Source organism: Pontibacter fetidus, assembly GCF_010119545.1.
GTDB classification, from domain to species: Bacteria; Bacteroidota; Bacteroidia; order Cytophagales; family Hymenobacteraceae; genus Pontibacter; species Pontibacter fetidus.
This window is the reverse complement of the sequence record NZ_JAAEAA010000002.1, coordinates 117,933-141,086: the sequence shown is the minus strand read 5'-3', so window position 1 is coordinate 141,086 and position 23,154 is coordinate 117,933. Positions and strand designations below refer to the sequence as shown.

Below are 23,154 nucleotides of genomic sequence, written 5' to 3'. Positions count from 1 at the left end.
TTATAGTTGATTTTATGAAACAGGTATTACTTCATTTTTTTCCACTCTGCAATGGCCTGTTCATTCATACGTACATACTCGGGGTTGTTTTCTTTTTTAGCCAATTCTATAGACTCTTCTGCGGTTTTTATGGCGCCTTTATAGTCTTTTAAGTTAGCCTGTATTTTAGCCTGTGTGTGCAGGTTCCAGAATTTAGCATCTTTTGCGTTTGCTTTTTTCATCCATTCCAAGGCCTGCTTCATGTCTTTTTTCGCACTCAGGTAGTACGACGCAGCGGCAGCATACGCATTTGGCGAAACATCTTTGCCGTTCACTACTTTCTCCTGTATCTGGGCCATTACTTTGCTGTCCACGTCGGTAGTTATAGTAAAGCCGGCAATTTCTTTACCCCATAGTAACTCTACATCGGCGCTATTGCTTTTCAGGTTTGCGAAGTTAATGGTAAAGGTCTCTATAGTTCGTGGGTTGGTCTGTGGCTTTACTTTAAAGCGAAGATGGTCGTTAGCCTCGTTGTATTTTGCATCGTTGTTGCCCCATAGGTCTTTGTTCTTGTGCAGGATGATGGTCCACTCGTTCTGGGCAGGAATACTCATCAGCACATATTCGCCGGCAGGTACTTTGTTGCCTTGTATCGTTACCTCATCAGCAAACTTTAGCAGGGTAGGGCTGTTGGCACCTGTTCTCCACATTTCGCCATAAGTAACTACATCTTTGCCAAAGGTACGGCCTCTCAGCGACGGGCGCGAGTAAGAAACAGAAACATCTGTTAAGCCAACTTTTTGTGTGATAGTTGCTGCCGGGCTGGCTGCAGGTGTTGCAATTTGTGCCTGTGCAGCGCTTGTGCCAAACAACAGGGCAGCCGACAGGGCTATGCCGATCAGGGTCTTTTTCATGAGTTTATAGTTTAACAGGGTTTGTACTTGGTTATGTAATATTACTCAAAATAGCGCGGATATAAACTATAGCTTTACCAGAATGCCTGTTTTCAGGCTGAATTACCAGCTACGCCCGATACTTAACCCAAAACGTGGCACCACTGCAACCTTGCCCGTCTTATCGTCTTTGCCTTCCGGCGAAATAAATGGCGTAAGCCCAAACCTGACAAGCAAACCACCCTTGGGCACTTGGTATCTAAATCCGATCCGCCCGAAATACATGTTCTGCAACAGGTCGGGGTCATCTGTAAAGCGGCGGGTGTAGCCTAAGCCAAACTCCAAGTGGTTGCGGCTCTTGCCTAACAGTGCGTAAGCCTCTACCGGTACAACTGGGTACACACCCGGCTCTTCTTTCATAAAGAAAATGTTAGTGCCTAAACCTGCCCGCAGGCCGCCTTTCCATTGTTCGCGCTGGTAAAGTATGTGGTCCAGGTTCAGGGCATAGCTATCGGAGTTGCCGCCTACTTCCAGGTAAAGCGACAACAATGCCCTGAAGTTTTGTGTAAATTCCTGGGCTTGTAGTTGTAAAGGAAGCTGAATTAAAAGTAAAAAGACGAACAGGCGAAATGTTTTCAGGAACATGGTGTGTAAGTAAGCGTTGGCTGTAAAAGCTGATTTGCACCGAACATACGAAAAATATAATATTAAGTATAGCCGGCCATAAAAAAAACCTGCCGGATGTGTTGGGCAGGTTTTCTCAGGTAATCAATAAGTATCTTTTAACTCAGCTCAAACTGCAGCCTGAGCAGGTTGGCGTAAATGCCGTTATCGTTTGCAGAGAGTTCCTCATGCGATCCTTCCTCTACAATCTCGCCGCCATCTATTACCAGTATCTTGTCGGCTTTACGTATAGTTGCCAGGCGGTGCGCAATAATAATGGTGGTTCTGTCTTTCATCAGCACATCCATGGCCTGCTGCACCAGTTGCTCCGATTCTGAATCCAGGGAGCTGGTGGCTTCGTCCAGTATAAGTATAGCCGGGTTTTTAAGTATAGCTCTGGCAATGGCAATGCGCTGACGCTGCCCACCCGATAGTTTTATGCCACGCTCACCCACCAGGGTATCCAGCCCTTCCGGGAAAGAAGTGATAAAGTTGTAGGCATTGGCTTTTTTAGCGGCTTCAATAATCTCCGTTTCTGTAGCTTCCGGGCGACCATAGGCGATGTTTTCACGAATAGAGCCACCAAACAACAGCACTTCCTGCGGCACAATACCAATGTTGCCACGCAAGGTAGTCAGGTCCATGTCGCGCAGGTCTTTGCCATCTACAGTTATGCTACCGCCCTGCACATCATAAAAGCGCATCAGCAATTGTATTATTGTTGATTTACCAGCACCGCTTGGGCCAACTACAGCCACTTTTTCACCGGCAAGGGCTTCAAAATTTATACTTTTCAGAACCTGTATGTCCGGGCGGGTAGGGTAGGAGAAGGCTACGTTTTTATAGGTAATGTTACCCTGCACACGAGGCACTTGGCTGAGGGCGCGCAGGCTCTTATCAGTTGGCTCTTCCTGTTCCTGTAGTATCTCTAAAATGCGTTCTGTAGCACCCAGCGCCGATTGTACTTTGCCGTATAGTTCGCCCAGGCCACCTACGGATGCACCGATAAAGGCTGTATACAACACAAATGAAACAAGGTCGCCTTGCTTAATATCGCCGTTGGCAACCAGTGTTGCACCGTACCAGATTACAAGTATAATGCCCCCGAAAAGACCAACTATAATAAAGGAAATGAAGGCACCTCGGTAATTTGCGGTGGTGATAGCCGTTTTTACAGCACGGTTCAGGGTAGCACGGTAGCGGGCCACTTCAAACATCTCGTTGGTAAAGGCCTTAACCGTATTTATGGCCTGCAGCGTTTCTTCAACTATAACATTGGTGCTGGCCAGTTCGTCCTGCGTTTTTTTGGAGAGTGTTTTGATTCTGCGGCCAAATACCATCGCCAGCACGATAAGTACCGGGAACGTGGCCAGCATAAACAACGACAGCTTGATGGAGGTCCACATGATGATAATGACCCCAACTATAAGCGTCGTAAACTGCCTGAAAAGCTCTGCCAGTGTAATAGACATAGCATCCTGCACCTGGGCTACATCGGTGGTAATGCGGCTGGTAATTTCGCCTACGCGGCGCTTCTCATAAAACGAGATCGGCAACTGCATAAATTTGCTGTACAAATCTCTGCGGATATCGGCTACAGCATTTTCGCTTACCTGCGCAAAAAAGTATACCCTGAAAAACGAGAAAATACCCTGTAGCAGAATCACACCGAACAACCCCATCGCTATCACATTGATATTGGTCAGAATGCCTGTTGAGTTGCCGGAAGCTGAATCGAAAAGCTGACCTACCAGGTAGGGGAAGGCCATAAAGGTAAGGCTGGAAAATACCAGAAACGCCAGGCCAACTATAAATTTAAACTTGTAAGGTAATACGTAGCCGAAAATGCGGAGCCCCCGTTGAAAGCTTTCCTTTGTGATCTTCTTACGTTCTTCGCCGTCCTGCGCTCCTGTTTGCCCGAATCCGCGTTTTGCCATTAATGTACTGTGCGTTACTTAATTTTGAAATGCCCCTATAGTTAGGTAGCCGGAAGGGTTTTAAACTGATACCTGTTATGCAGGTTTTAAGTTACCCAATTCACAATCCTGCAAAGGTAAGCAATAAGTTTAAGAGTTTAGGAGGTAAGAGTTTGGGAGTTAAAGAAGTTAGAAAGTTAGAAAAGGATAAGTTAGAAAGTTGAAGTGCAATTCAAATTTGATGAATGGCTCAATTTTCATGGCGCGAGCGTCTTCGCTCGTGACGAACTATAGTTGGGCGTCCCGCCCATTTACCTTTTTAATTTCTGTTCTTTGGCCCTCGCTCGCGTCCCGCGAGTGTGAGCTACCCACGGCCTCTGGCCGCTTTAAACTATAGCATTTCTACATCTATAAATGTTTAATCATCGACATGCAACACAAAAGATAGCGGGGCCAGAGGCCCCGCTATAGTTCGACACGAGCCAAGAGACTCGCGCCATGTTGTTCTTAAACTTTCTAACTTATCCTTTTCTAACTTTCTAACTTCCCAGCCTATTTCCCCTGCGCCAGTTCCAGGTCGTCGGTTTTGCCGGATGAGATAGCGTACAGGCCTGCAAAAGTCAGAAAGCCGTTCAGGATTAGTACCTCAAAACCAAATTCGTAACCGTACAGCCACTCTACAGAATTAGCACTGATAATGTAGGTAAGGATGGGAGCAATGATGCAAATAGCCGGAACAAACTTGTCGCGGATGGCGCGTTTGGTATAAAGCCCGAAGGTATAAAGTCCCAGCAGTGGTCCGTAAGTATAGCCAGCCACTTTAAATACTGCCGTAATCACACTTTCAGAGTTCAACACATCAAAAGCAATAATTACCAGCACCATTACCACCGATACCCCAAAATGCACAATGTAACGCAGGCGCACACGCTCATGCTCGCTGCGCTCGCTGAAGTTCAGGAAATCGACGCAGAAGGAGGTAGTAAGTGCTGTAAGGGCAGAGTCGGCGGAGGCGTAAGTGATAGCAATAATACCCAGGATGAAAACTATACCCAGGAACGGTGTGAAATGGTTAAGCGCCAGGAACGGGAACACATCGTCGCCTTTGGCTGGCAGGGTAATACCTTTTGAGTTGGCATAAATGTAAAGCAACGCCCCCAGCGTCAGGAACAGGATGTTAACGAAAACAAGTATAATACTGAACCAGAACATGTTTTTCTGGGCTTCGCCAATGTTTTTGCAGCTTAGGTTTTTTTGCATCATATCCTGGTCCAGGCCCGTCATAACTATAGCTATAAAGGCTCCGGAGAAAAACTGCTTCAGGAAGTATTTACTGTCTTTCACATCCCAGAAAAACACCTGCGAATATTGGCTAGCCTGCACTTTGTCAATCATCCCCTGGAAGCCCATGTTCAGTTCATCCGAAATAAGCCAGATGGTTGTAACTACCGCAATCAGCATGGCTGTGGTCTGGAAAGTGTCGGTCCAGATAATGGTTTTCATGCCGCCCCGGAACGTATAAACCCAGATCAGAAGTATGGTAATAATAACCGAAATCGCAAACGGAACACCCAGGTCATCGAAAACGGCCAACTGCAACACACCCGCCACCAGAAATAAGCGGATAGAAGCCCCCAACGTGCGCGAAAGCATAAAAAAGGCTGCCCCGGTTTTATAAGACCAATAGCCAAAGCGCTGTTCCAGGTACGTGTAGATAGATACCAGATTTAACCTATAGTATAGCGGCATCAGTACGGTAGCGATCACGAAATAACCTAATAAATAGCCCAATACCAGCTGCAGGTAAGAAAACTGTGCCTTTTCCACCATCCCCGGAATAGACACAAACGTTACCCCGGAAAGCGAGGTACCGATCATCCCGAAGGCCACAATGTACCACGGCGACTGCCTGTTTGCCAGAAAAAAGGTCTCGGAGTCAGTGTTTTTGCTGGTGAACCAGGAAATAGTAATAAGGATAAGAAAGTAGCCTACAATTAAGCTGATGATAAGGGTAGAAGACATACGGCTGTCTGTTGGTTAAGTATAGTTACAAATATAGCAAAAGTATGGTGCTATGGTAACAGGTACCCTAACTCAGGTTGCGCAGTAGCAGCGGCTCACCTATAGCCGGAATTTTTAAACCGCTCATAAGGCCTGTAGCTGCAATTTGTTCCAGTAACCTCACTGGTTCGCTGGCCGGCTCATCCGACAGATCGAAAGTACCATAATGCATAGGTATAAAGGTACCGCCACGCAGGATGTTATACGCCCGGACAGCCTCGTGCGGGTTAAGGTGGCTACGCTGCATCAGGAAAGATGGTTTATAAGCCCCAACCGGCATTATGCACACATCCATAGGGCCAAAGGTTTCTTCTATCTCTTCGAAATGCCCGTTAAAACCGGTGTCGCCGGCAAAGTATAAGGTTTGTTCTTTTGTTTTGATGATGAAGCCACCCCAGAGCACTTTGTTCATGTCGAATAAGCCGCGGCGGTGCCAGTGCGAAGCTGGTGTAAAGTATATTTCCAGGTGGTCGGGTGTGATATCGTAGCGTTGGTACCAGCCGGCTTCCTGGTAGGGCAGGTGTTTGCTGGCACTGCGTATAAGCGGGCCTGCACAAAGCGGTGCTAAAACCTTTACGGCAGGGTTGTTACGGCAAACGGTTTGTAGCGAATCGGTGTCCAGGTGGTCGCGGTGGGCGTGAGAGAGCAGCACAAAATCAATGTTTTGCAGCTCGTCCGGAGCGCAGGGCAGGCCAACGCGGCGCTTCATCAGGGGCAGGTCGTAAAGTATAGGGTCTGTCAGGAAAGTAATACCTTGTATCCGGATAAAGAAAGTAGCGTGCCCTAACCAAACCACCATATCTTCGTCTGAAGTTAAAAAGCTGTTGCCTGTAACTACACGCGGAGTAAAGGTGTCAGATTTTTTCTCAGCTTTTTGTGGATTAGCAGATAATTTCCAGCGGAGCACGTTGCTGAAATCGGGGGTGTATAGTTCGTCGCCGTTGGCAAACTGATTGTTTATGAGCTTGTTTCCTTTGTAGCCGGGCTTTACTGTTTCCAGCTTTGGGTTGTTGATATGCCTTGTTTTAGGTGCCTTGTTCTGCAAAGTGTAAAAATGCTTGGTGATGGTATAATAACTATAAATGTAGCCTCAGGGTTAAGGATAAGCAAATAAAAAACGCTTTCCTGTTGCCGGGAAAGCGTTTTTAAAAGTATTTCTTGATGTTAGTAACCAAACGGGCTGTTGCCGAAACCTGGATTGTAGTATGGGTTATAGTAGGGCGAAGCACCATCGGTATAGCGTACCGCACCAGTTACCGTAAAGTTATTTGTGATCTTATAAGTCGCACTAAAGTCAGCACCCTGGCGGCCCATATAGTTATAGTTGTTGTAAGCGCCCAACTCTTTTGGCATCGCCGATAGGTCCTTCCAAACGTTTCCGCTTAACAGCAGGCGGTCGTTTACCAGGTAATCGCCACCTACACGTGCAATGTATTGCTGGTTGCCATTTGTTCTGCGCATCATGGTTCCGCCTTCGTTGGTCGAAACGGCATAGTTCTGCGGCATAGTGTTTACAAACGTAAAGCTGGCGTAGCCCCTGAAACGGTCGGTGACCTGGTAGCGCGCCGTTGGCTGCACATAGGTACTTGCCCCGAAATAGCTGTTGTAGCTGGCCCCTACATTTAAGTTATAATTCAGGCGTGGTGCTGTTGGTAAGGCATCTATAGTTGGTTTTATATCGGTCTGGGCCATGGCGTTACCGGCAAAGCACATCAGACAAACCATGGCTATTTTTACTGCTATCTTCACGTAATTTCGTTCTTCAGGTTATACTTACTAAGGTAGGCTTTGTATAGTTTAAAAGCAAGAAACTTAGCTAGCTATGACCTACAACTTGCAGTTTTCGGGCTGCACTATTCTTTAACCTTCGACCCGATCCAGTTATTTCTGAACTGTTGCATAGCTGGTGTCAGCTCTTTGCCAATGTTCTCATACAAAGCTATTTCCAGTAACGGTACTTCGGCTAAAGTTATAGTTGCGTTTTTAGATGCACCGTGGCTACTATAGGTTACAGGTATTGCATCGCCTGGTTTATGGCTTTTAAGCACTTTTTCCAGGTCTTTTTCTTTCCTGATCTTTCTTCCATCCAGCGTTAAAATTATGTCGGTTCTGTCGAGGCCTGCTTTGTAGATCGGGTCGGTTACGGTGGTGCCAGTGGTTATAGTTGCGCCATTTTTTGTGAACTCTAACCCCGGATGGCCCAGGGTGGCAACGCCCGGTTTTGCTTTACGCAACTCAAATCCAGCCTGTGCCAGTAGCGGAGTATAGTCAGGCAAGTGGCTGCCGTTCACAAAATCCTGGAATACGTTATCGGCCCATGCTTTGTCGCCACTTACTTCGGCCAGTGTTTCCTGCAGGTTAGTTAAAGTATAGGGTTTTTCGGGTTGGCCGTATTTGCGCCAAAGGGCCTGCATGTAATCGTCTAAGGTTTTGTTATAGTTCTGGCGAAGCGTCAGGTCCAGAGCCAGGCCAAGCATGGCGCCATAGGGGTAATAAGATACAAACGTGTTGTGTCGGTTTACAGCATCTACGGAGCGGGCTGCATCTACAAACGGTGCCTGCTGGCTCATCTCTACCAAGCTATGGTACCGGCGGCCCGGTGAAAGCAACACATAATTCAGGTCTCCGGCCAGTCCTTCGGCATACGCTTTTGCATTGATCACGCCACTGCGGGGCATAATAACATCACCATAGTAGCTTGTAAAACCTTCGGCCAGCCAAAGCGACTCGCTCATGTTTGCCTGCTGAAAATTAAACGGCTCCAGGCTTTTCGGGCGAATGCGCTCCACGTTCCAGGAATGGAAATACTCATGCGACACGGTATTCAGTAACCCGGTCATGGCTTTTGCCAGCGGTTGCGAACTGGTAACTATCGTTGAGTTGCGGTGTTCCATGCCATCGCCGCTGGCCTGCGGCATGTAGCAGCCAATAAACGTATAGCGGCCGAAATCATAGTCCGGTAGTTCGCCAAAAACAGCGCGCTGCTCCGCTACTATCTGTTTAGTTTTCTGCACATACTCGTTAAACTGCTCTTTGGTGCCATTGTGGTGCAGGGTTACCTGTATGGTTTTTTCTTTTCCTTTATCACGGATGGTCCATTCTGCTGTGTCAAAATTGCTGAGCTCTGTCGGGCTGTCCATCAGGTACTGGAAATGTGGGGCTGAATAGGTGTTGCCTTGCTCGTGCTTTAACTGTGTGGCTATTTTCCAGTTGCTGCCCTCCGGGGTGTTAAATGCAACGGTGGCAGCTACTTTCTCAAATCCTTTTGCATACATCAGGGTAGCCGGCATGTTCAGGTGTGCATGCGTTTGGTCTATACCTGCGTAGGTGCCGTCGGCGTGGTCTCCGAACAAGGTATAGGTTATAGTTGCTGTACCGTTATGGCCGGTAATATTCCATTGCTGTGGTGTGGCTTTAGGGGTTTTCAGTGCTTTCCCCTGGCTGTCATTCGCTTTTACATTATACACATTTTTGGCAAACTCGTGCAGGGCATAGCGCCCCGGCGAACTGCGGCTCATCAGCACTTTAAGTGTATCGGTTGTGATGCCGGAAAACGTAACGCTGATCTCGGCTTCGTGGTGCACCGCATTCGGGAACGACAAACTATAGCTAACTTTTTGTTGGGCCATTAAAGGCGATGCCATGCAGAGGGCTATCAGTAAGGTACAGATTTTTGAAAGCATGTGTAGGTGAGGTTGTTTGGTTTTTGAAATATAAGGAGAAGGTTGTTGCTACACAAATTAAGGGTGGCTTTGTCATTCCGAGCGCAAGCCGAGGGATCTTATATGTCCTATAGTTGACTTTGCCTACTACTTGAGACATGCTATCCTTTCAAACTTTTTGTATTCCTGGGAGCTTTACTGACCCATCGTTTCAAATGAACTTTGGTGCCCTCACGGCCGGGAGGCCCCGTCTTTGGTTTGATCGCTGCTTTCGCTTCCTTTGCTCGTGCCTCGCAATGCCTGACGGCACCGGAACCTCTCGAGGCGCTCAACCCAAAGACTGTGATCTTTCTCATAGCTATAGTTTGCCTATACTTTGAAACTTTAAGCTTCGAGCTTTATCGTGGTAGTATTTCCGTAGGGACAGGTCGCGACCTGCCCGAATCTTGGGCTGTAACTATAAAACTATAAAATCAACTACAGCAGTAGCAGAAAGTCCCCCTTCGAAGGGGGGAGGGGGATGTTAATATGCAGGCTATGAAACCATGACCTCAGACACTAGCAGGACCTGCGCACACTGCTAGGTCTAAAAATCCCGTAAATCTTTTGTAATCCTGTAAATCCTGATTCAGACAGATTTCCTGAAAACCTTGGCCTGCACAAATCCTTTATAAAATGCTGCGCTCTGCTGTTCCTTAAGTCCCAATGCCTTGAAATGGGCTCCGTAATCCGGAAGCTGCCTGGCCTTTACATCACTCAAAATTCCGAAAAACAGATACATGCTTTTTGCCAGCAGCTTCTGCCACACAAGTGGTTGTTGCTGCACCGGCCAGAAATCTGCAAATAGCCATAAGCCATCGCGAGCCAGAGCCGAGTAGAGGCGGTGCATCAGTTGAGTAAGCCTTTCGTCGGGGAACAGATCAAGTATAAAAGGGGTAATAATCACATCGAACTGCTGGTGAGGTTGCAGGTCTGCGTCGGTGCCAAGCTGGTATTCAACTATAGTTTGCTGCTGGTTAAGTTTTTGGGCAAGGGTAAGCATTTTTTCAGACGCCTCCAGGTATAGCACATGGGCCGGGGAGCGCTGTAAAAGTACCTGTTGCAATAACCAGCCGCTACCGCCACCGATGATAAGTATAGTAGCACCATCCGGTATATAGGGCAGAAGCCAGCGTTGGGCATGTTGTAGGGCTGGACCATATACCAGTCTGGCAAGCGGGTCGTAGAAGGTGGCTACCCCGTTAAAGCCACTGTCTGGTGCGGAGTGCACTTGCAGCGGTATAGGTTTTTTAGCGTTTATAATGTTGCTCAAGTATGCCCTTTAATTTATCAAAAATGTAATCTACCGTTTTTTTACGGATGTCTTGCATGCTGCCATCAAACACTTCCCTGAATTCTTCGGCTTTGCCATCGTATAAAAACGACACGAACACCGTACCCACTGGTTTTTCGTCGGTTTCAGAGCCGCCACCGCCTGCCAAACCAGTTACAGCTATGCTTATATCGGCATTCAGCATTTTCTTCAGGCCCATTACCATTTCGTTGGTTACCTGCTGCGACTCAGCGGTGTACAGATCCAGGGTCTTCTTTTTTACGCTCAGCAACTTCATTTTTACTTCCGGCTGGTACACCACCAGGCTGCCTTTCAGCACATCGCTTATGCCCTTTGCCTTCACAAACTCAGAAACCAGCAGGCCGGCAGTGCAGCTTTCAGCAAAGGCGATGGTCAGGTCGTTGTCTCTTAGTTTGGTTACCAGTTCGGTCAGTTCCGTTTGTGTCATCGTAAATAGTGCAGGTTTGTTAGAGCTATACTTACTTATCAGGCGGGGCTTTGGTTTTGGCCAAGCAGGTAACTTTCGATTATACTATAAACAGGATGCGGCGAGGCCAGTTCAGATTTCCAGATGCCGATTGTGTGTACGGGCAAGGTTATAGTTGTTTCGGGGAGTATAGCTGGTGTAGTTGCGGGGCGGCCAATGTTTTTGCGGTAGCGGGCAAGCGTAATATGCGGTGTAGGTTTTAGTTTGTTAGGTTCGTCGGGTGCCAGTGCCTCAGATAACTTACGGCTGAGCTTTGCAAATGCCGGGTGCTCCTCGAACCGTGCCCAGATAAGGCGTGGCGATTTTGGTTTAGGGCCTTGCTCTACAGCTGTTAACTGTAACGTAAATGGCTCACACTGCTGTGCTATCGTTTTTACTTTAACTCTGATCTCATCCAGTGCTGCAACCGGCACGTTGCCAATAAAAAACAGTGTCAGGTGCATGTTTTGTAAAGGCACCGGGCGCAGGGTGTCGTCCAGCAAGGGCCGCATCTGCTCTTTCAGGTAAGGACCAAGCTCATCTGTTAACCCCGCTGCCACAAATAACCTGAGGGTAGCATCCATAAGTATACAATAGCACTAATTAATGTTATTACGTTTAAAACTATACGCAGGCACGGCAACCATAGCGTACAAAATCACGAAAGTATAAGCATGATAAAAAGTTTCTATAAAAAACTGGTAGCGGGTGTAGCGCTGTTTACAGTGGAACTGCTATTTGTGTGGCTGCTGTTTATAGCCTGCGTCATCGTGTTTTTTTACCTGAGCAGCCAGATTTTGCAGGGCGATGAACTGGGTGTGGATGAAGCAGCTTTTGACTTTGCGGCAAGTATAGCCAGCCCCGGCCTAAACAAATTTATACAGGGTACTACCTTTTTTGCATCGCGGCAATTCCTGACGCCGGCGGCGCTGCTGTTAGTTGCCTATTTTGTGTTTATAAAAAAGCACCGCTGGTATTCGCTTAAAGTGCCGGTGGTAGCCCTAGGCAGCATTACCCTGAACGTAGTCCTGAAATATTTTTTTGACAGGCCCCGCCCCATTGTGCCCATGGTAGAAGCACATGGCTTAAGTTTCCCGAGCGGGCATACCATGGTAGCTGCCTCGTTTTATGGCTTACTGATATACCTGGTGTGGCATAATGTAAAGCAGCCCGCGCTACGGTATTTTCTCATCGGTTTTCTGTCTGTTTTTGTAATTATAATCGGTTTTAGCCGTATTTATTTGCGGGTGCATTATGCTACCGATGTGCTGGCCGGTTTTGCTGCCGGTTTTATGTGGGTGGTAATTGGTATATCTATTCTCAGACGGATGGAGCGTTATTCCCGTAAAGAAATTACGCCGGTGCTGTTAGATGAAACGGTGGTAAAAAAATAAATATTTTTTAATTTAGATATTGCATTAACTAAATTCTGTTGTACCTTTGCTCTCCCAAAGAACGAAGGGTTAAAGGGTTTTGGGGATGTTTATTTGATTTAGTGACCAACGCGCACGTGGCGAAATTGGTAGACGTGCAGGTCTCAGAAGCCTGTGCCTTCGGGTGTGGGAGTTCGAGTCTCCCCGTGCGCACATTATCTCAGAAAGCGAAAGCCGGTTCTTACTTAAGGACCGGCTTTCGCTTTTTTTGTGCTTCATAGGTTGGGTTTGCAACTATAGCTATACCAAGTGCAGCTATAACTGCGTAAGCATACACCATGAAAGCCAGGTTAAAACGGTTTATGAGTGCGCTGGCATTGCTGTCGCTGGAGGCTATACTTGTATGGAGCGTTTTCTTTGCCTGCATACTACTGTTTGTTTATATGGCAGACCTTGTTTTTGTAGAAAAGAGCACTGCTTTTGATGCGGCCATGTTCCGGTTTGCTGCCAGTCATACTTCTCCTGCTACTACGCGCCTTATGCGCTTCATTTCCTTTTTTGCCTCCGCTGATTATCTGCTGGTAGTGCCGCCACTAGTTACACTTATACTTGCCTGGTTCCGGCAACTGCAGTGGTTTGCACTTAAAGTTTTGGTTATTTCGCTAACCAGTACTATGCTAAACCAAGCCCTGAAACGGGTTTTCGAACGCCCGCGCCCCGAAACAGCCATGCTCGAGCAATCGGGCCTTAGCTTCCCCAGCGGCCACGCCATGATCGGTGGCTCGTTTTATGGGTTACTCATTTACATTGTATGGCGAACGGTGCCCAATCCCTTTTGGCGCTGGCTGTTAACTATCCTTTTAACGCTGCTGCTTTTGCTTATAGGTTACAGCCGCATTTACCTGAACGTGCACTATGCCACCGACGTGCTGGCCGGTTTCTCCGCCGGAATTCTCTGGCTGCTGATCTCTATTTACTTCATGCGCAAACTCGAAAAAGTATACCTAAGAAAAGTGGAGCGGAAGCAGGTATAGGTTACTATGTGATAAATCCGATATAAAGTTTTAAGTGATAGGAGAAGTATGTAGATTTAATGTATGGAGGAGGTACAGTTAGTCCACAATACTTTATAGGGATAAAGAGTCTTAAAAATCATGAAATTTAAATTAATACTTTTTTGCATAGCAATACTTACCCTTGCACTTCCCTCACTGGCTCAACACCCCGACAATATAAAAGCCATCCGGGAGAAACTGCAGCAGGAGCGAGAAAAGGCGAAGCAGGCAACTATAGCACCCGCCGAGAAAGCTGAAAAGTTACTGGAATTGGGCTTATGGCAGGAAGCGGAGCAAACTATAGCCAACGCCAAACCGACCGAGCAAACTATAGTTGCCAAAGCAAAACTGGCTATCCTGAACAACGAGTTTGAGCAGGCCGAAAAGCTGGTAACGCAGGCCCTGAAGCTACAACCCGAATCCGCGGAAGCGCTGCTGCTGCAAAGCAAACTGCAGGTGCAGGCCTGGGAACTGGAAAAAGCAAAAGCCACTGCCAACCAGATCTTAGCCAAAACCCCAACACACGAAGCAGCTACTTTGCAAACAGGGCGTATTCTGATGCTGCAGAAAAAGTATGACCAGGCACTGACCTACGCCCAGAAAGTACAGAAGTATAACCAGGAAAATGCCGATGCCTATTTGCTGGAGTCGGATGTGCATTTCTGGAACCAGAAGCCGGAACTGGCCGAGAAACCACTTATCACCAGCCTTACGCTAAACCCCTTTAACCCTGATGCCCGCTTTAACTATGGCTATGCCATCTGGCGACGCGTAGATGCCACCCAGCTAAATAACATGGCTGCACAATGGGAACTGGCACTGGAACTGAACCCGCTGCACTATGTAACGCACTGGCACTGGGGCAACGGCCACACCAACCTTACCTACGCCGATTATGCCCAACCCGAAGATGAGAAAGTACGGCAGCAACTCCAACCAGCAGAAAAACTGATCTCTCAGAACAAACTACACGATGCCTTAACTATAGCCGAAAAGATTCAAAAAGAATACCCCAAGTCGGTGCTGCCTGCAATGTTGCGCGGCTCAGTGTATTATATGGCATTCGACATGGACCGCGACCAACGGTTAGATTCTGCTCAGGCAATCTTCCAGAACATCCTGAAACGCAAGAAACACTATGGTCCGGCGCATAATGCTTTGGCAGCTGTTATCAAACAAAAGCAACTTCCTTACCTGCACAATTACGATTCGCTACAACAGATCATCAAAACCACAACTATAAAAGACCCTGTAAATTTTGCGCGTGTGTTCCCGGATGTGGCTTATTACCCCGGCGATGAAGTGCAGAAAATGGTGTGGTCGCAACTATACGAGAGCATTGTTTACTTTCCGTTCCTGAGCAGGCAAAACGAGAAATTTGTGATTCCGCCACTGCACATTGACCTGGCTATTGCCATGAACTCGCCCTACTTCAGGCAGGCCACGACCTTTGATAACCGCCAGTGGATGGACATACGCGGGGTAGGAAGTGGCGCAGCCGCCATAGAATATGTAGTTCGCGGCTCGTACCTGGAGCGCAATGTGGTGCTGCATGAGTATGTGCACCAGTTTCATGGAAATGTGTTTACTGATGCCGAGAATCGTGCCGTGCGCCGCCTGTACCAGAATGCCATGAAGGAAAACCGCACGCTGGATTATTATTCAGCGAATAACGAACACGAGTACCTGGCGCAAACCTATCCGGCGTATTTCGAGCCTGTAAAAGTGCATCCGCTCAACCATAAATCCATCAACACCACCGCCGACCTCAAAGCCAAAGACCCTGAACTGTATAGTTTTCTGGATGAACTGGTAAAAAGGCAGCGGGCTTACCTGGCGGGCAACAAACAGGCAATGGCCGGCAACTGGGCGCAGGTATACTTAAACCTGTCGGAGGGAGCGCTGGCAGGCCGCAACTATAGCCAGGCCACCGCTTTGCTGGATACTGCCCTTACCTGGGATGCTACGTACCAGCCTGCGCTACTGGCATACGCCCGGGTAAAACAATATCAGAAAAAGTATAACGATGCAGAAACCTGGCTCGCAAAAGCAGAAAACTTAAACCCGAAATACGCCCCTGTATATGTTGCACGTGCGGAGCTACTGGAAGCCATGAGCCGCGATAACAAACTGGATGAAACGGAAGCTCTGAAACAGCAGGCCGAACTATACCGGAAAGCTCTGCAACTGGAAGATGACCTGATGACGAAAGCGGCGAACACGATGGCTTTTGCAAAACTATACGCCTCGTATGGGCGGCTACCGGAAGCTATTATTTTAGCAGAAAGTTATGTGAAAGATGCACCAACCGTATCAACGTACCTCCGCGACCGGCGCGACGAAGCCCTGGCCTATGCCCACTGGCTGAAAGGCACCACCGGCAAAGCCCCTGAAAGCGAAGCAGAACTGGCCAGGCTTGTAGCCCTGAAACCACAGAACTACGAACTACGGCAGCAATACGCCGATGTACTGGCCGCTCAGGGAAAGCATAAAGAAGCATTAATTACCTTACAAAACGCGCAGCGCATACTAATGGCAAGCGGCACGCTACGGTCGGCTTACACGGTGCGTATGGCAGAATACCAGCTGGCATTAGGTTTAAAAGACTCGGCTATAGTTACGTTAGAGCCGCTTTTAGCGGGCAAGAATAAATTACGTACCGATGCTTATAAACTGGTAGCTTTGCTGGCCAGCCTGGGCGAAGTAGAGAAGGCAACTACGTTGTTAAAGCAACAGCCTCGCCCCGAAACGCCAACCGAAATGGCCGAGCGCTTAACAGCCGTCGGAGTTTTGTGGGAAAAAATGGATGAGCCCCGTAAAGCAAAGAAATCTTACAAGGCGGCACTTATAAAAAATGAGTACCACTATAACGCCCGCCTGCAACTAGCCGATTTGTTACGCCGCGAGGGAAAAAATGCGCAGGCTAAACGTGTACTGGGCGTTACAGCAATACACTAACTTTAAATTACTTAAACTATAAACTCGCTAACTTATGAAACTCCCTTTTTACATCCGGTTTATACTTGTTTTATCCTTTGGCTTAATTTGGTCGTGCAACCAGGCCGCTGATACAAATGTGGCTGATAAGGCAAAACCAACTATAGTATACGTGGTACGACATGCCGAAAAAGTAACCACCGATACCACAGACCAGGACCCTGCGCTTACCCCGGCCGGCGAAGCACGTGCAAAGGCGTTAGCCACTTATTTAAAAGGCAAAAAGGTTGATGCCGTTTACAGTACCAAGTATAAACGCAACAGCTTAACTGTAAAGCCCCTGGCAGAAGCAAACAAGCTAACTATAAATACCTACGAAGCCCATGATTTTAATGCATTAAAGCAGCAGATCCTTCAGAATAATGCCGGGAAAACGGTGGTAGTAGTAGGTCACTCAAACACCATATTGCCTATAGTAGAAGCCTTAGGCGCTAAAAAACCATTTGCCGAAGTAGCCGACAGCAAATACGATCACATTTTTAAAGTAACTATAAAAGCAGACGGCACCGCCACCGTAGAAGCCGATACCTATGGCGCAGCTACAAACTAAACTAAGCTGATATTATTAGGAATTAAGAAAGTCCGTTTGCCTTTGGTGAGCGGGCTTTTTTGTTGTTGATATGTAAATTAATTGCCCTTGCTCGCGTCCCGAGAGTGTAAGCTACCCACGGCCTCAGGCCGCTTAAACTATAGTTTATAGTTAAGATATCATAGCGTAACTATAGTTGCTCGGCAACGTGGCGGGACGCGAGCGAGGGCTGATAAGTATTGCAGTGGCAGGCTACCGCTGTTGCTTTACCACATAGGCCTGGGTTACCCTGTTATGGAAATAACGGTGTTGCGCCACTGGTAGGCCGCGCATAAAACGCATAAGCACCACAAGTACCGAGATCGGTTTGGCAAAGTAACGGACAGAAGCTTTTTTGAAGGTGAGGCGACCGTTTTGTTCATCCACAACCTGTATGCCTGCTAAATATTTACCCAGCGTAGCCTGCGTATGGCTGCTTTCGGCCCCGGCAAAGTATAACCAACCCAGTAAAAGGTAGATCAATGTTTCGGGTTTCCATAAAAAGTTGGATTCGTTGCTGCTGATAGTGTAATAATCGGCAATGGCCGCAACAGAAATGATCAGCACTGCATCTATAAGCAAGGCAATGGAGCGGAGACCTAACGTGGCTGGCAGCCGCCGCACATCAGACTTATAGTTAGCAACCTGCATAGTATCGTTTTATCATAGTTTAGGAGTAGCCGCACTGGTACGGTTCTGATATACTATAATAAATACAAACAGGTTGTGTTATAGTTAGTTATGGGTTAAAATAAGGCCAGCTGCTGAGTTGGTTTCAGGATGCCTTCGTGTTTTAGCAGCCACTCTTTGCGCCACAAGCCGCCGGCGTAACCAGTCAGGCTGCCGTCGCTGCCAATAACGCGGTGGCAGGGCACAATCAGACAGATCGGGTTTTTGCCGTTAGCCGCACCCACTGCCCGTATCGCTTTCTCACCGGACACAGCACGGGCCACTGCCATATAAGAAACAGTTTTACCAAAAGGGATCGTGTATAAATTGTCCCAGACTTTTTTCTGGAAATCTGTGCCTTCCGGTTGTAGAGGCAGATCAAATTGCCTGCGGGTACCTGCAAAATATTCATCCAACTGATCTATAGTTTGCTTCAAAACAGCAGGTTGCTCCGGTGAGGTAGGGTAGGCTATATCCGAAAATAGGCACGACACCAGATGCGTATCAGTAGCCGCCAGATTAAGGTAGCCGATGGGCGTGTTGTAACTGCAGGTATAGAAAGTAGCAAGCATAGCTAAATGTACGGAAATGCTAACTATAGCGCAAATGACTGAAGATGAAAGTATAGCCCGTAAAACAAAAATCCCCGCTAAACTTAACGGGGATTGATGTCGATACCAGTAGTATGCTTAAAAGTAGAAGCTGGCACCCAGGTTTGTATTGGCCAGGCTCATATCAGCCGTTAGGCTTTGTTCCTGCGGCTCACCTCTATAGCCACTGTCTTTCGTGGTTTTGTTGTATTTTAGTATATTCACTTCAAGCTCAATCCCAAACTTTGGTGTCAGGAAAAAGACCATACCCGGCGATAGGCAGGACTGAACAGATCTGATTTCCCTGTCTATTGACACTGTAAGGTAAGTAGTCACTGGTTTTGGTGGACCAATAGGAGATTCCTGCATCTCCGTTTTTACTCCAAGCGTCTCACCATTTATAGATTCTGAATTTATGCCAGCCTGTACTTCTCCATAAAAGTATAAACTGCCCGATATAACAGGATAATAAAACCGAGCCTGTGGTCCTACAAACCAGTTTTTACTTTCACTAATAAAGTCTTGGTGTATAATGGTTAGACCGTTTCCGAGCTGTGTAGAATTTACTTTGCTTGTGCTTTTACTATAGTCAGCAAATAAACCAACAGACCATAACCTGTTAATGGCGTAATTTATTGATGGTGTAATTTTAAAAGTTCGGAACTCGTGTCCGTTATTTTCTTTTTTTATGGAGCCACCAATTCCAGAGCTAACAAAATATGAATTTGGCTGATTTTGAGCCGAAGCGTTTTGTATCAGGTAACATGTAAAAACAAGAAGTATAAGTCGTTTCATAGTATATAGCGTTTATATAATATAAACGCTATATACTATAAAATTAATTTAAAACAAAAAGCCCCGCTAAAACCAGCGGGGCTTTTCTATAGTTGCGTATTCGGTTCTTATTTCGTTCCGTCTACTTCTTCGTAATCAACATCGGTTACACCGCCATCGTTGGCTGCCTGGCCTTGCGGGCCTCCAGCCTGGCCGTTACCGCCTGCTGCACCAGCAGCGCCTTCCTGTCCGGCACCGGCTGCGTACATTTCCTGCGATGCTGCACTCCAGGCGTTGTTCAAGGCTTCCATTGCTGAATCAATTCCGGCAATATCTTTAGCACCGTGTGCAGTTCTAAGCTGGCCAAGAGCGCCCTCAATTGCAGTTTTGTTACCTTCCGATAACTTCTCGCCATACTCTTTCAGCTGCTTTTCAGTCTGGAAGATCATAGAGTCTGCTGTGTTCAGCTTCTCAATTTCTTCCTTCGCTTTCTTGTCAGCTTCGGCGTTGGCTTCTGCTTCCTGGCGCATTCTTTCAATTTCCTGCTCGCTTAGTCCTGAAGAAGCTTCGATACGGATCTTCTGCTCTTTACCGGTAGCTTTATCTTTAGCAGTTACGTGCAATATACCGTTGGCATCAATGTCGAAAATAACTTCGATCTGCGGAACACCACGCGGCGCTGGCGGAATACCATCCAGGTGGAATCTACCAATGGTACGGTTATCTTTCGCCATCGGGCGCTCACCCTGCAGTACGTGGATCTCAACAGACGGCTGGTTATCAGATGCCGTAGAGAACGTTTCAGACTTCTTGGTAGGGATAGTTGTGTTAGACTCGATCAGTTTGGTCATTACACCACCCATTGTCTCGATACCCAGTGAAAGCGGCGTTACGTCAAGCAGCAATACATCTTTAACTTCACCTGTCAGTACACCACCCTGGATCGCAGCACCAATTGCCACAACTTCATCCGGGTTTACACCTTTAGAAGGCTTCTTACCGAAGAACTTCTCAACTTCTTCCTGAACACGTGGAATACGTGTAGAACCACCCACCAGGATCACTTCATCAATATCAGAAGTAGATAAGCCAGCATCCTGAAGCGCTTTTTTACAAGGCTCCATAGATCTGCGGATCAGGTCATCGCAAAGCTGCTCGAATTTAGCGCGGGTCAGTTTGCGTACAAGGTGCTTCGGAATACCGTTTACCGGCATAATGTATGGCAGGTTGATCTCAGTCTCGTTAGAAGACGAAAGCTCGATCTTAGCCTTTTCAGCAGCTTCTTTCAGACGCTGAAGTGCCATTGGATCTTTGCGCAGGTCAATGTTCTCGTCTGCAATAAACTCTTCTGCCAGCCAGTTGATGATCTTCTGGTCGAAGTCATCACCACCAAGGTGTGTATCACCATTCGTAGAAAGTACTTCAAACACGCCATCACCCAGCTCCAATATAGAAATATCGAAGGTACCGCCACCTAAGTCGAATACAGCGATCTTCTGATCTTTATGCTTTTTATCCAGGCCGTAAGCAAGCGCTGCTGCCGTAGGCTCGTTAATGATACGCTTTACTTCCAAACCTGCAATCTGGCCGGCTTCTTTAGTTGCCTGGCGCTGCGCATCGTTAAAGTAAGCTGGTACGGTAATAACCGCTTCTGTTACAGTTGTGCCCAAGTAATCCTCAGCAGTAGCTTTCATTTTCTGAAGCACCATTGCCGAAATTTCCTGTGGCGTGTATTGGCGGTCGCCGATCTCAACACGCACGGTGTTGTTGGCACCCTGCACTACTTTGTAAGATACTTGTTTTGCTTCTTCGCTAACCTCGTTGTAGCTGTGGCCCATAAAACGCTTGATCGAAGCGATCGTGTTCTGTGGGTTTGTGATGGCCTGGCGCTTTGCAGGATCACCTACTTTACGCTCGCCGTTACCGCCATCTAAAAAAGCAACGATAGACGGCGTTGTTCTGCGGCCTTCGCTGTTAGGTATAACTACTGGCTCGTTACCTTCCATTACGGCAACGCACGAGTTGGTTGTACCCAAGTCAATACCAATTATTTTTCCCATTCTATAGTTTTATTATAGTTTCCTATGTAAAATTTCTTTTCAGTTGATAGCACTATATCAACCAATATGCCAACCGGTTTCAGGCTAACTTTTTATGTCATTCTGTCACGAAGCACAACTACAGTTACGGTTTTGTCTGACTAATTTCGAAGCCTAAAAAGGTAGGTGCGACATATTTTCCTGTTACCTGCGGCCAGTATTTAAGCAACTACTTTTAGCAAACGGAAGAACTATAGTTTGGGATTAGAGAAGATGGGAGTGGACAGCAATAAAAAACAAAAGCCCCCGCCACAACAAGTAACGGGAGCCATGTTCACTTTAACACCTAAAACACATTTGTGCGAAGGCTTGATTGCTGTTTAACTTACACCTTAAGAAAGTTTTACTACAGGCCTTCTGTAAACAAGAGTACCTGAAGAGGCAAAAGGGTTGCAAGCAGTTTAAAATATTTTTTATTTAATGACAGATTCTTTTTTGAGGGTGCTTTTGCCGGCCTGCCGAAGGGTAGTAAGGTTATCCTGAACTGGTGGGTTTGGTGCAGCCAGGTAGACTTCTGATTTGCCAAAGTAAGCCGCTACTCCTTTGTTTATCCACGTCATGTCAATCCCATTTTCAGGTTTTTCGGAGCGGGAAACGATATCAGCAAAGTAAATGGATTTAGGGATAGCTGGCAGTGGAGCAACTATACATTCAGCGCAATCCGAATTTCTGAGTAAAGTATACCGTTGGTTCAGGGCTTTATCATAAGCAGCAGCTTTACCCGATGCCAGGTCTACATAAGCTGTGCTGATATTATTATCTATCTGCACAATACTTAGTAAAAAGATCAGCAGCGCAAAGGCTGCTGGAACCGGAGAAATAGTAGTTGCGCTGAAAAAAGTTTTATACTTAGTAATGGCTACTTGCAACCCATAAAACCACCCAAACAGAAAGAAGAAGTAGATTACATTCTCCAATCGTGGGGTCGGCCGCTCGCCCGTAGACCAGGCAAACACAAAATTCATCAGGAAAATAGTAACCAGAAAGTATAGTAAAACCAACCGAATATCAACCTGAAACAACCTGTTGTGCTTTACCTTGTCGGCCAGTGGCAACCCGAAGCAGTAGATGTAAACTATAGATGCCGCCAGTATAGGGAGTAGCCAACGATAAAAAGAAAGCCCCGTCATAAATCCTGCATAAACCACAGACCAGATCAGCTTGCCACCATTTGGGTGTTCGTTCATGCGGTTATAGTTGCCGGGCGCCATTACCGCTATAAAACAGCAGACCATGCAAACTACAAAAAGGAATAGTAAGTATGGCCGTGCCTCCGGGTTTTTAAGATTAACTATAGTTATGAAGGCCACAGTTGTAAAAGCGATGACCAGCGCCATTTCGTTGGAGCCAACTATAGCGGCGGAACCAATAGCTGCCAGCCCAATGTACACCTGCTTTACCCATGAGTTTCGTGCCTGAAAGAATTTATAAACTATAGCCAGCATTACCAATAGCATGATATTAGGCAACTGGTACGTAGCGTAGGTCGAGAAAAAATAGAACCCTTCGGAAGGGTTTGGCAATTGTAACAGGTACAACGCAAATAGCAAGGCTGCTAAGGAAGTAAGCCCCGTTTTAGAAAGAGTTTTTTGGGTTATAGTTGATAGTATAAAGTATATACTACCGGAAAACAGAATGAGTAAAAGTATAGAACTAAGTCTATAGACAGAAAGTGAGCCCCAGATCATGGGGTTAATGCGGAATAAGGTTATAGTGCTAAAGTAGCGACCAGTCCAGTAGTTATAGTATTGCTGAAAAACAGTTAAATAATCCAGTTCGCGGTCACGCACAGCAAAACTAAAATCGTCGGCTTGCGGGTGGCTGTAAAAGGCAAGTATAAGAAAGGGTAATAAAGTATAGAGCCCAACTGCAATCAGTATTCGGTTAGTATAAGTATAGAAACGTGTCTGCTGTGGCTGCGTGGGCATAGTAGGTTTAGTTGTAGCAGGATAAAAGTAGCAAGATTTAGCAGCAGATAAAATTACACTTCACAGCAACTCTAAAACTAGAAGCAATACTATAAAAAAAGCTCCCCAAACTGAGGAGCTTTTTAACC

Annotated in this window: 20 protein-coding genes and 1 tRNA gene; 5 read left to right on the top strand and 16 right to left on the bottom strand. The window is 46.8% G+C overall.

Annotation, left to right across the window (positions count from 1 at the left end):
- Positions 1-26 precede the first annotated feature (26 nt).
- The 10 genes from GWO68_RS01745 to thpR all read right to left on the bottom strand — a co-directional run bounded on the left by GWO68_RS01745 (position 27) and on the right by thpR (position 11,557).
- Entirely contained in the window at positions 27-893 is an 867-nt protein-coding gene (locus GWO68_RS01745; protein WP_162344682.1) for a DUF2911 domain-containing protein, read from the bottom strand.
- Between the two features lie 102 nt (positions 894-995).
- Complete coding sequence (locus tag GWO68_RS01740; RefSeq protein ID WP_162344681.1) at positions 996-1,517, bottom strand: hypothetical protein; 522 nt, start codon at positions 1,515-1,517, stop codon at positions 996-998.
- 137 nt (positions 1,518-1,654) lie between these two features.
- A complete protein-coding gene (locus GWO68_RS01735; RefSeq protein WP_162344680.1) occupies positions 1,655-3,472 on the bottom strand; it encodes an ABC transporter ATP-binding protein in 1,818 nt (605 codons plus the stop codon).
- Between the two features lie 531 nt (positions 3,473-4,003).
- The gene (locus GWO68_RS01730; RefSeq protein ID WP_162344679.1) at positions 4,004-5,473 is read right to left on the bottom strand and encodes a sodium:solute symporter; all 1,470 of its coding nucleotides are present in this window, start codon (positions 5,471-5,473) and stop codon (positions 4,004-4,006) included.
- Positions 5,474-5,540: 67 nt separating this feature from the next.
- Positions 5,541-6,557 carry an MBL fold metallo-hydrolase gene (locus tag GWO68_RS01725; RefSeq protein WP_162344678.1) on the bottom strand — a complete coding sequence of 339 codons (1,017 nt, stop codon included), beginning with the start codon at positions 6,555-6,557 and terminating at the stop codon, positions 5,541-5,543.
- A 119-nt stretch (positions 6,558-6,676) separates the two neighbouring features.
- Positions 6,677-7,261, bottom strand: a complete 585-nt coding sequence (locus tag GWO68_RS01720; protein WP_162344677.1) for a TonB-dependent receptor — start codon at positions 7,259-7,261, stop codon at positions 6,677-6,679.
- 104 nt (positions 7,262-7,365) lie between these two features.
- Positions 7,366-9,195, bottom strand: coding sequence for a M61 family metallopeptidase (locus GWO68_RS01715; protein ID WP_235941902.1), 1,830 nt, complete (start codon positions 9,193-9,195; stop codon positions 7,366-7,368).
- Between the two features lie 607 nt (positions 9,196-9,802).
- A complete protein-coding gene (locus tag GWO68_RS01710; RefSeq protein WP_235941901.1) occupies positions 9,803-10,486 on the bottom strand; it encodes a class I SAM-dependent methyltransferase in 684 nt (227 codons plus the stop codon).
- Positions 10,464-10,955, bottom strand: coding sequence for a CinA family protein (locus GWO68_RS01705; RefSeq protein WP_162344676.1), 492 nt, complete (start codon positions 10,953-10,955; stop codon positions 10,464-10,466). Before GWO68_RS01705 ends, GWO68_RS01710 begins: the two co-directional genes overlap by 23 nt.
- Positions 10,956-10,993: 38 nt before the next feature.
- Complete coding sequence (gene thpR, locus GWO68_RS01700; RefSeq protein ID WP_162344675.1) at positions 10,994-11,557, bottom strand: RNA 2',3'-cyclic phosphodiesterase; 564 nt, start codon at positions 11,555-11,557, stop codon at positions 10,994-10,996.
- Positions 11,558-11,647: 90 nt separating this feature from the next.
- Here thpR and GWO68_RS01695 point away from each other — a divergent pair, with 90 nt between their 5' ends.
- Together GWO68_RS01695 and GWO68_RS01690 are read left to right on the top strand one after the other, a co-directional pair.
- Entirely contained in the window at positions 11,648-12,367 is a 720-nt protein-coding gene (locus GWO68_RS01695; protein WP_162344674.1) for a phosphatase PAP2 family protein, read from the top strand.
- A gap of 110 nt (positions 12,368-12,477) precedes the next feature.
- Positions 12,478-12,559: transfer RNA gene (locus tag GWO68_RS01690), tRNA-Leu, on the top strand.
- A gap of 28 nt (positions 12,560-12,587) precedes the next feature.
- On the opposite strand, the gene GWO68_RS01685 is transcribed toward GWO68_RS01690, so the two are convergent.
- Positions 12,588-12,773: a hypothetical protein gene (locus GWO68_RS01685; protein ID WP_162344673.1), complete on the bottom strand. Its 186-nt coding sequence runs from the start codon at positions 12,771-12,773 to the stop codon at positions 12,588-12,590.
- A gap of 16 nt (positions 12,774-12,789) precedes the next feature.
- Between GWO68_RS01685 and GWO68_RS01680 the strand changes: the two genes are divergently transcribed.
- From GWO68_RS01680 to GWO68_RS01670, 3 genes are all read left to right on the top strand, one after another.
- Complete coding sequence (locus tag GWO68_RS01680; RefSeq protein ID WP_162344672.1) at positions 12,790-13,380, top strand: phosphatase PAP2 family protein; 591 nt, start codon at positions 12,790-12,792, stop codon at positions 13,378-13,380.
- A 120-nt stretch (positions 13,381-13,500) separates the two neighbouring features.
- Positions 13,501-16,359, top strand: a complete 2,859-nt coding sequence (locus tag GWO68_RS01675) for a tetratricopeptide repeat protein (RefSeq protein ID WP_162344671.1) — start codon at positions 13,501-13,503, stop codon at positions 16,357-16,359.
- A 34-nt stretch (positions 16,360-16,393) separates the two neighbouring features.
- Positions 16,394-16,948 (top strand): SixA phosphatase family protein, encoded by a 555-nt coding sequence (locus GWO68_RS01670; protein ID WP_162344670.1) that lies wholly within the window; start codon positions 16,394-16,396, stop codon positions 16,946-16,948.
- Positions 16,949-17,179: 231 nt separating this feature from the next.
- On the opposite strand, the gene GWO68_RS01665 is transcribed toward GWO68_RS01670, so the two are convergent.
- The 5 genes from GWO68_RS01665 to GWO68_RS01645 form a co-directional block, all read right to left on the bottom strand.
- Positions 17,180-17,617, bottom strand: a complete 438-nt coding sequence (locus GWO68_RS01665; RefSeq protein ID WP_162344669.1) for an RDD family protein — start codon at positions 17,615-17,617, stop codon at positions 17,180-17,182.
- 95 nt (positions 17,618-17,712) lie between these two features.
- Complete coding sequence (locus GWO68_RS01660; protein ID WP_162344668.1) at positions 17,713-18,207, bottom strand: methylated-DNA--[protein]-cysteine S-methyltransferase; 495 nt, start codon at positions 18,205-18,207, stop codon at positions 17,713-17,715.
- A 117-nt stretch (positions 18,208-18,324) separates the two neighbouring features.
- Positions 18,325-19,020, bottom strand: a complete 696-nt coding sequence (locus tag GWO68_RS01655; RefSeq protein WP_162344667.1) for a hypothetical protein — start codon at positions 19,018-19,020, stop codon at positions 18,325-18,327.
- Between the two features lie 107 nt (positions 19,021-19,127).
- The gene (gene dnaK, locus GWO68_RS01650; protein WP_162344666.1) at positions 19,128-21,059 is read right to left on the bottom strand and encodes a molecular chaperone DnaK; all 1,932 of its coding nucleotides are present in this window, start codon (positions 21,057-21,059) and stop codon (positions 19,128-19,130) included.
- 452 nt (positions 21,060-21,511) lie between these two features.
- Positions 21,512-23,026 (bottom strand): DUF6056 family protein, encoded by a 1,515-nt coding sequence (locus GWO68_RS01645; RefSeq protein ID WP_162344665.1) that lies wholly within the window; start codon positions 23,024-23,026, stop codon positions 21,512-21,514.
- Positions 23,027-23,154 lie beyond the last annotated feature (128 nt).